Below are 14,768 nucleotides of genomic sequence, written 5' to 3'. Positions count from 1 at the left end.
CGTTCGCCTCGAGCGAAGTCGAGAGGCAGGAGAGCGGTGTCTCGACTGCGCTCGACACGAACGGAATTGAAGAATGAGTTTTGACAAACCCCTCCACGTCGCGGTCCTCATGGGCGGCTGGGCGAACGAGCGGCAGGTCTCGCTGACCAGCGGCGCGGGCGTGGCCGATGCGCTCGAAAGCAGGGGCCACCGCGTCACCCGGATCGACATGGGGCGCGATGTGGCCCTCAAGCTGCATGAGGCCAAGCCCGATGTCGTCTTCAACGCGCTCCACGGCGTGCCGGGGGAGGACGGGACGGTGCAGGGGATGCTCGACCTGATGGGTCTCGCCTATACCCATTCGGGCCTTGCCACCTCGGTGATCGCGATCGACAAGCAGCTGACCAAGCAGGCGCTGGTGCCGCACGGCATCCCCATGCCGGGCGGGCGGATCGTGACGCGTGACGAGCTGTATCAGCGCGACCCCCTGCCGCGCCCCTATGTGCTGAAGCCCGTCAACGAGGGATCGTCGGTGGGCGTCGCCATCGTCACCGAGAACAGCAATGTCGGCAACCCGATCAGCCCGGATGCGAACGGCCCGTGGCAGGAATTCGCCGAACTGCTCGCCGAGCCCTTCATCAAGGGCCGCGAGCTCACCGCCGCGGTGCTTGACGGCCCCGATGGCCCGCGCGCGCTCGGCGTCACCGAACTGGTCGTCAAGAACGGGTTCTACGACTACGAGAACAAGTACACCGAAGGGCGCACCGAGCACGTCTTCCCGGCGAAACTCCCGGCCGAAATCACCGCCCTGTGCGAGGCCTATGCTCTCAAGGCGCATCAGGTGCTGGGCTGCCACGGCACCAGCCGCACCGATTTCCGCTGGGACGAGGAGGCGGGCGAGGACGGGTTGTTCGTGCTCGAGACCAACACCCAGCCGGGCATGACGCCGCTCAGCCTCGTCCCCGAACAGGCGGCGGGCTGTGGCATTTCCTATGCGGACCTCGTCGAGATGCTCTGCGCCGAGGGTCTGCGGGTTCACGCTCTCAAGAAGGGAGGCAGCGGTGGCGCAGCAGATCCGGCGTAACACGGCCTCGGGCGTCCGCCGCGCCGCCTCGGCGCAGAACCGCGCCGTCGTCGCCCGCAAGGCGCGCGGTTCGGCGAGCGGGGGTGTCGACAAGGCGATGGGCGTGCTGCCCTTCACCGAAGAGCAATGGAGCCGCATCTGGCTCGCCGCGATCATCGGTGGCACGGTCGGCATCGCCTTCGTCATCGCCAGCCTCGCCGGGGTGCCCGCGCTCGCACAGGCGCAGGTGGCGAAGATCGCCGCCGATGCCGGGTTCGAGGTGCGCAACGTGCGCGTCACCGGCACCGTGCGCATGGACGAACAGCAGGTCTATGCCCGCGCGCTCGCCACCCGCAGCCAGGCGATGCCCGACGTCGATATCGCCGCCTTGCGCGAGGAACTGCGCGCGCTGCCGTGGGTCAAGGATGCGCGGGTCTCGATCCAGCTGCCCCACACGCTCGCCATCGACATCGTCGAGCGCGAGCCGCACGCCGTGCTCGAAAAGCCCGACCGGCTGGTGCTGATCGACGCCACCGGGGCGGAACTGGAACCCATCGCGGCGGAGAAGGCCAAGGGAATGCTGCGGCTCGCTGGCCCGGGGGCGGGCAAGCAGGCCCGCGCCCTCGAAAGCCTGCTCGCCGCCGCGCCTGCCCTGGCGCCGAAGGTCGAGGCCGCCGAATGGGTCGGCAATCGCCGCTGGAACCTCACTTTCACCACCGGCCAGCTGCTCGCTCTGCCCGAAGGCGAGGTCGAGGCGGCAACCGCGCTCGTCAAGTTCGCGCGGCTCGACGGCAAGAACCGCCTGCTCGGCGGCAAGGTGCTGGCCTTCGACATGAGAACGCCGCCGCGCCTTTACCTGCGCCTGCCCGAGGCGGTCGGCAAGCCGAAGGACGCGGCGAATTCGGCCGAGGGGAACCCGACCTGATGGCCTCCAGACCCGCCAGCCGCCCGCCTGCGCCCCAGCGTCGCCTCGCGCGGACCTATGCCGCCGTCAACATCGGCTCGTTCCGCATCTCGGCGATGATCATGGGCGAGACCGAGACCGGCGAGTTGCAGGTGCTCGGCTCCGGGCACCGCGCCAGTGCCGGGATCAAGCGCGGGTACGTCACCGACATGGCGGCCGCCGCCCACGCGATCCGCGACGCGGTCGAGCGCGCCGAACGCAGCGCTGCAACGCCGGTGCGCTCGGTATGGATCGCCTGCGCCGGGGCGGGGCTCGCCAGCGACGTCGTCTCGGTCGACATCGAGATCGGCGGGCGGCGGATCGAGGACGAGGACGTCGAGCAGCTGCTGGTCGCGGCGCAGGGCATGATCCAGCCCGACGGGCGCAAGGTCCTGCACGCCCAGCCCGCGCACTATACTCTCGACGGCGCGCACGGTGTCGCCAATCCGCGCGGGCTCCATGCCGAGCGGCTGGGGGTCGACATCCACGTGATGCTCGCCGACGGGGCGCCGGTCAGGAACCTCACCGAGGCGGTGCAGAACGCGCATCTCGAGGTCGAAGGCGTGGTCGCCGCGCCGCTTGCCGCCGGGCAGGCCTGTCTCACGGTCGAGGAACGCGAACTGGGCGTCGCGCTGGTCGAGATCGGCGCCGACATCACCAATGTCGCGGTCTTCGCGGGCGGGATGCTGCTGGGCCTTCACGCCGTGCCGATGGGATCGGGCGCGATCACCGACGCGATCGCCTCGAGCTTCGGCATCCGCCGTTCGCAGGCCGAGCGGCTCAAATGCGTCGCGGGCTCCGCGGTCGCCAGCCCCTCGGACCACCGCGAGCTGATCCCTGTCAGCCCGCCGGGCGAGGGCGGGGACGGCGCGCCGGTCGGCCCGCTGGCGCGCGGGGCGGACGACAAGAACCGGATCGTGCGCGCAGAGCTGATCGCGGTGGTGACCCAGCAGCTCGGGCTGCTCACCGCCGAGGTCGGCAGAGCATTGAAGGCGATCGGTTTTTCAGGGGCGCGGGCGGGACAGGTGGTGCTGACCGGCGGCGGGGCGGAGCTCGCCGGCATGGCCGACTTTATGCAGGGCGCGCTCGGCCAGCCGGTCCGGCTCGGCCGCCCGCCGCAGCTCACCGGGATGCCCGAGGCGCACCATGCGCCGGGCTTCGCGACGCTTGCGGGCCTGTGTCTCTATGCCGCCGATGATCCGATCGACATCCGCAAGGTGGGCACAGGGCGCGGCGGCGTGTACCGTGCGCTGTCGCGCGAAAGCGGCTGGTGGGCGCTGGTGATGCGCCTGTTCCGGGCGCTGAAGGAGTATTTCTGAGGGGCAGACCCGCTGTGGATAAGGGGTTTGCCGCTATAAAATGATGACACCGATTGTGTCACAGACGCTATAAGCGGGGGAATAGGATCAGAAAGCCGCGACCCCGCGCCTGGAGGACGAGCCCATGAGCATCAATATCGGACCCGCGGCGAGCGACGATCTGCGCCCCCGCATCACCGTCATCGGCATCGGCGGTGCCGGCGGGAACGCCATCGCCAACATGATCGCGGCCGAGATCGAGGGTGTCGAATTCATCGTCGCCAACACCGATGCGCAGGCCTTGAGCACCTCCCCGGCCGAACGCCGCATCCAGCTCGGGCCCGACATCACCGGCGGCCTCGGCGCGGGCGCGCGTCCCGAAGTGGGCAAGGCTGCGGCGGAAGAGACCGTCGCCGAGATCGAGAAGGCGCTCGAAGGCGTCAATATGTGCTTCATCGCTGCGGGCATGGGCGGCGGCACCGGCACCGGCGCCGCGCCGGTCATCGCGGAAGCCGCGCGCCGTATGGGCGTGCTGACGGTGGGTGTCGTCACCAAGCCGTTCCTGTTCGAAGGCACCCGCCGGATGCGTGCCGCCGAAGCCGGGATCGAGGAGCTCCAGCGCCAGGTCGACACGCTGATCGTCATCCCCAACCAGAACCTGTTCCTGGTCGCCAAGGCCGAGACCACCTTCAAGGAAGCCTTCCAGCTCGCCGACGAGGTGCTCCAGCAGGGCGTGCGTTCGATCACCGACCTGATGGTCATGCCCGGCCTTATCAACCTCGATTTCGCCGACGTGCGCAGCGTGATGAGCGAGATGGGCAAGGCGATGATGGGCACCGGCGAGGGCGAGGGCGAGAACCGCGCGCTGGAAGCCGCCGAACAGGCGATCGCCAATCCGCTGCTCGACGGGGTGAGCATGGCCGGCGCCAAGGGCGTCATCATCTCGATCATCGGCGGCGAGGACATGCGCCTGCTCGAGGTCGACGAGGCCGCCAACCACATCCGCGAGCTGGTCGACGAGGATGCCAACATCATCTGGGGCTCGGCCTTCAACCCCGATCTCAAGGGCAAGATCCGCGTCTCGGTGGTCGCCACCGGCATCGAGCAGAGCGCGATCGGCCAGTCCGAGCGCTCGCAAACCGTCTCGCTCGGCGGGGCGCGTGCGCCCAAGCGTCCGGTGCTGGAGCTGTCCGAGGACGGCGGTTTCGACGAACTGCCGAGCGCCCGGCCCGCGCCCTATGCCGCGCCGATGACCGCGTCCGCCGCGCCGACGCTCGATCTCGGCGCCGCCGCGGCGGCCGACGAGGACGACGAGGATATGCTCGACCTCGCCGAGGTTGCCGAGGATGAGGGCGAGGGTGAAGCCGCCTACGGGTCGGCTGCGCCCTTCGAGCTCAGCGGAATGAAGGCCGGTGACGGCTATGGTGACGAATACGAGGACGACGTCGACGATATCGTCGATCCGCTCGCCGGGCTGCGCGGCGCTGACGAGGCGTCGGGTTACGGCCAGGGTGCGGGCGGCGACGACGATGCGCTCGATCTCGACGAGAGCTACGCCGACACCCGCGAACCTGCCGGCGGCGCAACGCGCCCGCCGGTGCAGGACGACCTCCTCGCCAGCGCCGATCGGCTCGCGGCCGAAGACCGCCCGGTCGAGGCGCGCCTCGGCGGCGGACGGCGGCGCGGCCTGCTCGGCGGCGGCGAGGGCGGTGGCGCTGGCGCCGGCGGCGGGGCGACATCGGGTAGCACGCTGTTCGAACGCATGGCCAACCTCTCGCGCAGCACCGCGCGCGAGGAAGAGGAAGACGACGAAGGCGACAGCGACGATGGCCCGGCGCTCAGCATTCCCCGCTTTCTTGGACGCCAGAACAACCAGTGAACCCCGGCCCGGCGCGGCTCCCGGTCGGCCTGGCGCAGCGCGCCTCGCCTCGGATGGCCGCGAAAGCCAGGGACATTAGAGCACCCGCTATGCTGTCCCGCTTACCAGTCACCCCGGTTCTGGCCGCGTTCTGTGTCCTCATCCCCGCATTCGCGGAAGCGGCTGCGCAGGATGTCGTCTCCCGCGAGGTCGTGCAGCAGCTTCCCAGCGCCGAGGTGCAGCGCCTGAACCGCGCGCTGGTCACGCTGAGCAGGATGCCGCGCGATCGTGACACGCTGCTCGAGGCGGGACAGGCTGCGCTCGGCGTCGGAGATCTCGAAGCCGCGGTCGGATTCTTCGGGCGGGCGGCGGATGTCGATCCGGGCTACCCCGGTGTCGCGCAGGGGCTCGGCGCGGTCTACCTGCGCTCGGGCCGGGCGGGCGAGGCGCTGGTGCAGTTCGACCGGGCGCTGGCGGCCGGTGGCGACGAGCGGGCGCTGGCCAGTGACCGCGCGCTCAGCCTCGATCTGGTGGGGGATCAGACCGCCGCGCAATCTGCCTATTTCCGGGCGCTCCAGCTCGATCCCGCCGATGACGAGGCGCGCCGGCGCCTGGCGGTCAGCTTCGCCATCAGCGGCAATCGCGCGCGCTTCGAGGAGACGCTGCGTCCGTTGCTCGACCGCCGCGACATGGCGGCGCAGCGCGCGCGCGCCTTCGGCCTCGCGATCATGGGCGAGAGCGACCGCGCTGCCGCGATCGTCGAGCAGGTCATGCCGCGCGATCTGGCGACCCGGCTGGTGCCCTATCTCGGCTATATGCCGCGCCTCACCAAGCCGCAGCAGGCCGCGGCGGCGAATCTCGGAATCTTCCCGCGCGCCGCCGACATTGGCCGCGACGATCCGCGCCTGGCCCGTTTCGCGGCCGAGGAGCGCGGCGAGGGCCGCCTTGCGCCGTCGGGCCCGCCGCTTGGCACGCCGACGGCCGCAGCACCGGCCAGCGTCGTGCCTTCGGCTCCGGCACCAGCGCCGTCATCGGCGCAGACGAGGCGCAGAGGAAGGACGGCGGCAAGCTCCGCCCCGGCCCCGGCCCCGTCCCCGACCCCGGTGCCAGCACCAGCGAGCCAGCCCGCACGGGTGGCGACGGTGGCGCCGGTTGCCGTATCGAGCGTGCCGCCCCCTGCCGCATCCGCGCCCGCACCGGTCGGTCCGCCCGCGCCGACCCAGTTGGCTGCGGCCGCGCCGCCGCCCGTCGCTGCCGCTTCCGCGCCGATGCCGGCTGAGGCCAACGCCCCGGCGCTCGCACCCGCGCCCGCACCGTCCCCTGCGCCCAGACCCGCCGTGGCAACGCTGCGGGTGGCCGATGCCTTTGCCGATCTCGGCGCGCCGCCGCCCGACGTGCGTGCCGGGGCCGAGGCCGTCGACATTTCGCGAATCGTCCCGCGCCGGGAAATCGCGGCTGCTCCCGCTCCTGCCGCGTCCGCTGCCAAGACGGACGAGAAGGCCAAGTCCGCCGAGAAGGCCAAACCGAAGCCCAAGGAGCCGCCGAAGCCCAAGCATCCGAGCCGCGTCTGGGTGCAGGTCGCGACCGGGCGCAAGGTCGACGCGCTTGCCTTCGACTGGAAGCGCCTGTCGAAGACGGGCGGCGCATCGCTCGCCAAGCTGGAGCCGAACACCGCCAAGTGGGGGCAGACCAATCGGCTGCTGGTGGGGCCGATCACCAGCCGTGACAAGGCCGAGGCGCTGGTGCGCGAGCTGAAGAAGAAGGACATGGACGTGTTCCTCTATGTCAGCCCGGAAGGCGAGGAAATCCAGCCGCTTAAGTGATGCGCCGGCGCGCCGGCATGGTTTCTTTGCACAGGCTTTGCACAGCTCTGTCCGGTTCTCCCCAGCCACCCAGGCATGGGTGATTGCCAAGCCCCCCGCTTCGCGTCCACTTCTGCCCGCGATGCTTCGCCAGACCCCCGCACCCCCGCCCGCCGCCGCCGCACAGGCCCGGCCATGAGAGCAGCCGACATGGACTATTCCGCCGAGGACGATGCCGCCCCCGTCGAAATGCTCGCCAGCCTCTTCGCCGCGCGGGGATGGCCCTGCGAGTTCGTATCGGAGGACGAGATGACCGGCGAGGTGCAGGGCAGCTGGGCCAATTACCAGCTCCGCGCGATCTGGCGGGCGGAGGATTCGGTCCTCCAGTTCCTGTGCCTTCCCGACATCCGCGTCACCGACGACAAGCGCGCTGCCGCGTATGAGCTGCTGTGCCTCGTCAACGAGCAGATGTGGCTCGGCCACTTCGACATTTGGTCGAACGGCGATGTGCTGCTCTATCGCCACGGGGCGCTGCTGGGCGACCATGGGCGGCTCAGCCTCGATATGGCGCAGGCGCTGGTCGAGAGCGCGATCGACGAATGCGACCGCTTCTACCCCGCCTTCCAGTTCGTGCTGTGGGGCGGCAAGTCCCCCCGCGCCGCGCTCGAGGCGGCGATGGTCGACGCGGCGGGCGAGGCCTGAGCTTCCGATTTCCGTTCGCCCTGAGCTTGTCGAAGGGCTGCACTTTCTTCTAGCGCTGCGACCGAAGAAGAAGAGCGGGGCTTCGACAGGCTCAGCCCGAACGGATCGGAAAAGGCATGAACCACCTCCTCATCATCGGCTGCGGCAACATGGGCGGGGCGATGCTCGCCGGGTGGCTGGCGGCAGGCCAGCCTCCTGCACGGTTCTCGGTGCTCGATCCCATGCTGGCCGAGGCGCCGGAGGGCGTTGCGCTCCACCGCGATGTGTCCGAGGTGCCCGGGGTGCATGATGCGGTGCTGCTCGGCTTCAAGCCGCAACAACTCGGAGCGCTGACGCCAGGCTTGCAGGGTCTGACCGCGGGCCGGACGGTTTGTTCGCTGCTTGCAGGGATCACGCTTGCCCAGCTCGCTGTCGCTTTCCCCGCCGCGCGCGCGCGCGCTCGGGTGATGCCGAACCTCGCCGCCGCGATCCGCAAGTCGCCGGTGATCCTTGCCGGGCCCGGCCTCGCGCCGGACGAACGCAGCGCCGCGCACGACCTGTTCGATGCGCTCGGGACCGCCATGTGGCTGGAGGACGAGACGCAGTTCGATCTCGTCACGGCGCTGGCCGGATCGGGCCCGGGGTTCGTCTATCGCTTCATCGACGCCCTCGCCGGGGCGGCTCGCGATCTCGGGCTCGAGGAGGGCATGGCCGCAAAGCTCGCGCTCGCCACTGTCGAGGGGGCGGCGGCGCTGGCGGCCGGCGCGAATGCGGACCCTGCCACCCTTGCCGATCGTGTCGCGAGCCCGGGCGGGATGACCCGCGAGGGGCTCAACGTGCTCGACGCGGACCAGGCGCTGCGGCGCCTGCTGGCGGCGACGCTTGCGGCGACCCGTGACAAGGGCGCCGCGCTTTCGCGGAACGCTTAATCTTAACAGACGTTAAGCTGAACGATTGATGGGGTCCGACGTCCGGTTTCGCTTGAAATGCGCGACCGAAACCCCGATATTCCCGCCATGGAGAGCGCGGCCTTTCGCGCTCCGTCTTGGAAAGGCTAAGGGTTTCGCAATGGCTGACTGGAATGACACCTCGCGCAGTGCGCAGCGCCTCGGCTCCGTGCCGCGGGCCGGGGGCGATGTCGCCGGCCGCGCCGGTTATGACGAGGGCCTGCGCAAGTACATGCTCTCGATCTACAACTACATGACCTCAGGCGTGCTGCTGACCGGCATCGTCGCGCTCGGCGCGGCGGCGACGGGCCTTGCCTACGCCTTCGCTTCGGGTCCGCTGATGTGGATCGTGGCGCTGGCGCCGCTCGGCTTCGTGATGGCGATGAGCTTCGGCCTCAACCGCATGAGCACCGCCACGCTGCAGATCCTGTTCTGGTCCTTCGCGGTGGTGATGGGCCTGTCTATGTCGACCATCTTCCTGGTCTTCACCGGGGAATCGATCGCCAGCACGTTCTTCGCCACCGCCGGCGCCTTCGCGGGGCTGTCGCTGTTCGGCTACACCACCAAGAAGGACCTGTCGGGCTTCGGCACCTTCCTGATCATGGGCGTGTTCGGCCTGGTCATCGCGATGCTGCTCAACCTGTTCCTGCAGTCGGGCACGCTGGCGCTGGTCATCAGCATCCTCGGCGTGCTGATCTTTGCGGGTCTCACGGCCTACGATACGCAGCGGCTGAAGCAGCAGTACAGCGTGGTCCGTGGCACGGAGATGATGGGCAAGGTCGTGATCATGGGGGCGCTCAACCTCTATCTCGACTTCATCAACATGTTCATGTTCCTGCTGCGGATGTTCGGCAGCCGCGAGTGATCCGGGCTGCGGGCCTCGGCCTGCCGCAAGGATGTTGAAATATCGAATGCCCGGAGGCCCACAAAGGCTTCCGGGCATTTGCTTTGCGCGGGAAGGCGGCTATCGCGCCTTCAGCTTGGAGCAAGCCTCGCCCGCGCATCACCCTGCGGGCGGCTCCGGAACCGCAGCAGGAGAGAGTCTTTACATGAGCGCGTCCCCCCACACGCCGACCGCTTGTTCTTCGCAGGCTTCGGCCCGCGCGACCTTTGGCCTGACGATCACGGCGCTGGCCGGCGCGACGCTTCTCGCCGGCTGTGCGGCCAAGGCCCCGCCGCCGCCGCCCACCGTCGCCGCCCGCCCGGCGCCGGTGGTCGAGACCGTTCCCTATCGCCCGCTTCCACCGGGGGGCGCGCACTACGTGATGTCGATGCCCTCGCGCGGGCCTGACGGACGCCGCATCACGGTGAATAGCAACCTTACCGACGACCAGCTTGTCTGGAACCTGCGCTCCGCCTGGAATGTCGCCGCGCTCAACTGCCTGTCGCCCGAATATGAGCCGATCCTGACCGGCTATCGCGGCTTCCTCACCCGCAACGTGCGCTCTCTCAAGGCGGTCAACGACCGGCTCGAGAAGAGCTACACCAGCCGCTTCAGGGTCCGCCGCGACGCGATCGTGGCGCGTGATGGCTACACCACGCAGGTCTACAATTTCTTCGCCGAGCCTGCCGCCCGCGCCGGGTTCTGCCGCGCGGCGCTCGATATGGCGAACCGCGCGCAGGCGACGCCGCCGAGCGATCCGCTCGCCTTCGCGCGCGCCAATTTCGATGGGCTCTTGGCGCCTTTCGAGCAGTTCTTCGACGAATACGAGGCCTATCAGCGCGCCTCGGCCGAGTGGGACGCGAAGTGGGGCGCCCAATACGGGGCCTCGCAGCCGGGCTGGGTGGCGGTGCAGCAGGCCCGCGCCGGGGTTCTGACCGAGCAGACCAGTGCGCCCACGCAGGCCGTGCTCGATCCCGAGACGGGGCTTCCCGTTCCCGTGATCCCGGTGCGCGAGGGCGTCACCGCACAGCCCGTGGTGCAACCGATCGCGCCCAAGCCGACCGCGAAGCCGGCGCCGAAGCCGGCGGCAAAGCGGGGCACGTGAGCGGGCGCTTGCGGGGGCGCAAAATGGCCGTTGCATGGCCTTGCGCTTCCCGCTAATGCGCGCGCTCGCTCGCACCTGAACACGGGCCCGCGGGCGCGAAAACTGGAACGGGGCCGTAGCTCAGCTGGGAGAGCGCGTCGTTCGCAATGACGAGGTCAGGGGTTCGATCCCCCTCGGCTCCACCAGTTCAACGCAAACGGCCTTCCCCCGGCGGGGGAAGGCCGTTTGCGTTGAACTGGCGGGTTCTTTGTTTGCGCCCTCAGACGCCGGGCGCGGGCCGTCCGTACCGCTTGGCTTCCGCCGCATAAACGGCGACGGTCGGCCGGCCCTGCGGCGATGCTTCGCCCGCCCGCCCGCATAGACGCGCCCGCAGGGTGTCGCAGCGAGGATATTGCGCTCGCGCAGGCGAGCGCCTAACAACACGGCGCGTTTCGGTAACGGGAATGCGGTTCGATTCCGCAGCTGTCCCTGCAACTGTAAGCGGCGAGTGTCAGGTTGCGCCCCCTCATCTGAGGGCAGCCACTGGAGCGGCAACGCTCCGGGAAGGTGAGCACCCGATGCGTTGACCCGTGAGCCAGGAGACCGACCGGAGCGTGTCGCTCTATGCCGGGCTCAGGGATTGGCCAGGCGCGGAAACACTTTCGTCGTGAGCGACATCGCTGGGCTGCGTGGGGGGTGACCTCCCGCGGCCGTCATGTTGCTTATCGACGGGAGGAATCCGTGAAGAATCTTGCATTGTTGGGCAGCGTCGCGTGGGCGGCGCTGATGTGGGCTGCGCCGGCTACGGCGCAGGGCGTGGACGCGCGGGCGCGGAAGACGGCGGAGGATGCCGCGCCAGCGGGCGAGACCGCAGGCCGCGATGCGATCGTGGTCAGCGCCAGCCGCTCGGGCGTGACCGATCTCGCCGGAGCTTACCCCGGTTCCGTCAGCATCATCACCGCCGAGCAGCTTGAGCAGCGCCAGGTCCGCGACCTCGCCGACGTGCTGCGCGACATCCCCGGCGTCGCGGTCGCGGGCGTTCCCGGCCAGACCCAGATCCGCCTGCGCGGCTCGGAGGCGAACCACGTGCTGGTGCTGGTCGACGGCATCGAGGTATCCGATCCCTTCGCGGGCGAATTCGACATCGGCACGCTCTCCGCCGATATCGGCGCGCGGCTGGAGGTGCTGCGGGGCCCGCAATCGGCGCTTTACGGTTCGGACGCGATCGGCGGGGTGGTCGCCTACCAGACCGCGAGCGGGCGCGAACTGCCCGGACTGGCGGCGCGGATCGAAGGCGGCACCCAAGGCACCGTCAACGGCGCGGTGCGCTATGGCGCAGCGGGCGATGGCTGGGACGCGGCGCTCTCCGGCGTCGTCGTAAGCACCGACGGCCAGCCCAACGCCCGCAACGGCACCCGCGATATCGGGCGCGACAGCTACACGCTGGCGGGCAAGGGCAGTGTCGCGCTTGCCGAAGGCCTCACCCTGCGCGCCGCCGGGCGCTACATCCGTACCGAGGGCCTGTTCAACAACAGCAACAACAACCGCACCAGCCCGACCTTCGGCTTCATCGTCGACAGCCCCGGCACGCGCTTCACCAACGAGGCGCTCTACGCGCTGATCGGTGCCCGCGCGAACCTGCTGGAGGGTCGCTGGACGCATGACCTTTCGGCCCAGATCGCCGACATCACCCGCGACACCTTCGGGCCCTTCGGCCGCTCGAATTCGAGCGAGGGGGAGCGCTTCAGGGCGTCCTACGTCAGCGCCTTCGTGGCGGGGCAGCACACGGTGACCTTCGCCGCCGATTACGAGCGCGAGGCCTTTCGCAACACCACCCCCGGCGGTTTCGCCTTCAACGGGCAGCGGCAGATCGAACAGGTCGGGCTCGTCGGCGAATATCGCTACAGCGGGGAGCGGCTCGACCTGTCGGGCGCGGTGCGGCACGACATCAACGACCGGTTCCGCGACGCCACCACCTTCCGGCTCGGCGCGGGATACCGCGTGACCGATAGCACCCGCCTGCGCGCGGCGGCCGGATCGGGGATCAAGAACCCCGGCTTCTTCGAGCTCTTCGGCTTCGTCGACGGCCGCTTCATCGGCAACGCCGCGCTGCGGCCCGAGAAATCGCAAGGTTGGGAAGTCGGCCTCGATCAGCGGATCGGCGAGGGCGCGACCCTTGCCGTGACGTGGTTCGACAGCGAGCTTGAAGGCGAGATCTTCACCACCTTCCCGCCGCCGACCTTCATCGCCAGCCCGGCGAACCGCACGACCACGAGCAAGCAGCGCGGTCTGGAAGTGGCGCTCGCCGCGCGCCTCGGCGCGGGTGTCAGCCTCGATGCCGCCTACACCTACCTCGATGCCGAGGAGAACGGCCGCGAGGAGGTCCGCCGCCCGCGGCACGTCGCCAGCGGCGCGCTGACCTGGAGCGCTCCCGCCGATGCCGCCTCGGCGACACTGGTGGTGCGCTACAACGGCCGCGCGCTCGACGATGCCTTCACCGACCCGAGCTTCCGCCCGGTGCGGGTCCGGCTCGGCGACTACACGCTCGTCAACCTCAACGCGCGCGTGAAGCTGACCGAGCGGATCGGCGCCTTCGCCCGCGTTGAGAACCTGCTGGGCGAGACCTACGAGCAGGTGTTCAGCTTCGTCTCGCCGGGCCGCAGCGCGGCGGTGGGCGTCGAGGCGCGGTTCTGAGGGAGGCACCGACATGACGCAGACCGAAAAGAGCCTCGGCGCCATCGCGCTCCCTGCGGTCCTCGCCGTGAGCACGCTGACGGGCAGCACCGTCCTCGCCTGCATGATGCCCTTCGCCGCCATCGCCGCCATCGCCGCGCTCGCCATGCCCGCGCGGCGCGGGGCGGCGGCTGTGGGGCTGTGCTGGCTCGGCAATCAGGTGCTGGGCTTCGGCCTGATGGGCTTCCCACGGGACGGCGCGACCTTTGCGGCGGGGCTTTCGCTGCTGGGATCGAGCCTCCTCGCCTTTGTCGCCGCGCGCGTGGTGGCGGGGCGGGGTGCGAACGCGCTGCTGGCGTTCTGTGCCGCCTTCGCGGCCTTCGAGGCGATGCTGTTCGCCTATGCCCTCCCGTTCGGCGATCCGTCGCTGTTCGCGGCGGAGATCGTCGGGCTGATCGCGCTGAACGACGGGCTATGGTTCGCCGGCCTGTGGCTCGGCTGGCAGGTGCTGGCACCCCTTCCCGCGCTCGCCGCATGGCAGGCGCGATGAACCCGCCGATCAGGATCGTCTCGCTGCTTCCCAGCGCCACCGAGACTGCGGTGGCGCTGGGATTGCAGGACAATCTGGTGGGCCGTTCGCACGAATGCGACTTCCCCCCGGCGGTGAAGGCGCTACCGGTGTGCACATCGACCAAGCTGGAGAAGGGCCTGACCTCGCAGGCGATCGAGGACCGGGTAAAGGCGATCGTCGAGAAGGGCCTGTCGGTCTATGATGTCGATGCGCCGCTGCTCAAGTCGCTCAGGCCCGATGTGATCCTGACCCAGGCGCAATGCGCGGTCTGCGCGGTGACGCCAGCCGATCTGGAAGAGGCGCTGGCGACATGGGTCGGTGCGCCGCCCAAGCTCGTCTCGCTCGCGCCCGATGACCTTGCGGACGTGTTCGGCGATCTCGAGCGCGTGGCCGAGGCGGCAGGCGTGCCCCAGCGCGCAGCCGCAGCGGCGGCGCGGATGCGGGCGGGGCTCGGCGCGCTTCCCGCAGCGCCTGCCGTGCGCCCAAGGATGCTCGCGGTCGAATGGCTCCAACCGCTGATGGTCGCGGGCAACTGGGTGCCCGAACTCATCACCGCCGCCGGAGCCGAGCCATTGCTGGCCGATCCGGGCGTCCACTCGCACTGGATCGAGGCCGAGGCGGTGAGCTCCGCCGATCCGGATATCATCGCGCTGATGCCCTGCGGCTACCAGCTCGCCCAGACCCTGCCCGAGGCCCGCGCGTTACTGGCCGGGGCGCCGTGGCGCGACCTCAGAGCGGTGCGTGAGGGGCGGGTCTTCGCGGTCGACGGCCACCACCTCTTCAACCGCCCTGGCCCGCGTCTGGTGGAGAGCGCCGAGGTGCTTGCCTGCCTGATCCATACGCCGGATACCGTGCCGGAGCGTTTGCGGCCGTTCATCGCGAGGCTCTAACGCCAGACCCGTTCATATCGAGCGAAGCCGAGATACATTGCCATGGCCTCTCGGCTGCGCTCGAGGCGAACGGGCGAGGGGGAATCGCCATTCCCC

The 14,768-nt window shown here is 69.8% G+C and carries 12 protein-coding genes, 1 tRNA gene and 1 riboswitch; all 13 genes read left to right on the top strand.

The annotated features are described in order from the left end of the window. The first annotated feature begins 73 nt into the window (after window positions 1–73). The 13 genes from OPU67_RS07170 (at window position 74) to OPU67_RS07110 (ending at window position 14,672) form a co-directional block, all read left to right on the top strand. Window positions 74–1,063 (top strand): D-alanine--D-alanine ligase, encoded by a 990-nt coding sequence (locus tag OPU67_RS07170; protein ID WP_267618707.1) that lies wholly within the window; start codon window positions 74–76, stop codon window positions 1,061–1,063. Next, entirely contained in the window at window positions 1,041–1,967 is a 927-nt protein-coding gene (locus OPU67_RS07165; protein WP_267618705.1) for a cell division protein FtsQ/DivIB, read from the top strand. The genes OPU67_RS07170 and OPU67_RS07165 overlap by 23 nt, the downstream gene beginning before the upstream one ends. Further along, a complete protein-coding gene (gene ftsA / locus OPU67_RS07160; protein WP_267618703.1) occupies window positions 1,967–3,304 on the top strand; it encodes a cell division protein FtsA in 1,338 nt (445 codons plus the stop codon). The genes OPU67_RS07165 and ftsA overlap by 1 nt, the downstream gene beginning before the upstream one ends. A 124-nt stretch (window positions 3,305–3,428) precedes the next feature. After that, window positions 3,429–5,162, top strand: a complete 1,734-nt coding sequence (ftsZ, locus tag OPU67_RS07155; RefSeq protein ID WP_267618701.1) for a cell division protein FtsZ — start codon at window positions 3,429–3,431, stop codon at window positions 5,160–5,162. 89 nt (window positions 5,163–5,251) lie between these two features. Further along, complete coding sequence (locus OPU67_RS07150) at window positions 5,252–6,964, top strand: SPOR domain-containing protein (protein WP_267618699.1); 1,713 nt, start codon at window positions 5,252–5,254, stop codon at window positions 6,962–6,964. Window positions 6,965–7,138: 174 nt separating this feature from the next. Continuing rightward, window positions 7,139–7,645, top strand: a complete 507-nt coding sequence (locus OPU67_RS07145; protein WP_267618697.1) for a YbjN domain-containing protein — start codon at window positions 7,139–7,141, stop codon at window positions 7,643–7,645. Window positions 7,646–7,761: 116 nt separating this feature from the next. Then, window positions 7,762–8,553: a pyrroline-5-carboxylate reductase family protein gene (locus OPU67_RS07140; protein ID WP_267618694.1), complete on the top strand. Its 792-nt coding sequence runs from the start codon at window positions 7,762–7,764 to the stop codon at window positions 8,551–8,553. A gap of 139 nt (window positions 8,554–8,692) precedes the next feature. Further along, window positions 8,693–9,436, top strand: a complete 744-nt coding sequence (locus tag OPU67_RS07135) for a Bax inhibitor-1/YccA family protein (RefSeq protein ID WP_267618692.1) — start codon at window positions 8,693–8,695, stop codon at window positions 9,434–9,436. A gap of 184 nt (window positions 9,437–9,620) precedes the next feature. Next, window positions 9,621–10,559: a hypothetical protein gene (locus tag OPU67_RS07130; RefSeq protein WP_267618690.1), complete on the top strand. Its 939-nt coding sequence runs from the start codon at window positions 9,621–9,623 to the stop codon at window positions 10,557–10,559. Between the two features lie 109 nt (window positions 10,560–10,668). After that, a tRNA-Ala gene (locus OPU67_RS07125) sits at window positions 10,669–10,744 on the top strand. Between the two features lie 230 nt (window positions 10,745–10,974). Continuing rightward, a riboswitch (cobalamin riboswitch) is annotated at window positions 10,975–11,165 on the top strand. Window positions 11,166–11,279: 114 nt separating this feature from the next. Then, on the top strand, window positions 11,280–13,232 hold the full coding sequence (locus tag OPU67_RS07120) for a TonB-dependent receptor plug domain-containing protein (protein ID WP_267618688.1): 1,953 nt from the start codon (window positions 11,280–11,282) through the stop codon (window positions 13,230–13,232). Window positions 13,233–13,245: 13 nt separating this feature from the next. After that, on the top strand, window positions 13,246–13,761 hold the full coding sequence (locus tag OPU67_RS07115) for a hypothetical protein (protein WP_267618686.1): 516 nt from the start codon (window positions 13,246–13,248) through the stop codon (window positions 13,759–13,761). After that, a complete protein-coding gene (locus OPU67_RS07110) occupies window positions 13,746–14,672 on the top strand; it encodes an ABC transporter substrate-binding protein (protein WP_267618684.1) in 927 nt (308 codons plus the stop codon). The genes OPU67_RS07115 and OPU67_RS07110 overlap by 16 nt, the downstream gene beginning before the upstream one ends. Window positions 14,673–14,768 lie beyond the last annotated feature (96 nt).

Source organism: Erythrobacter sp. WG, assembly GCF_026586795.1.
Taxonomy (GTDB): domain Bacteria; phylum Pseudomonadota; class Alphaproteobacteria; order Sphingomonadales; family Sphingomonadaceae; genus Erythrobacter.
This window is presented reverse-complemented; position numbering and strand designations above follow the sequence as displayed.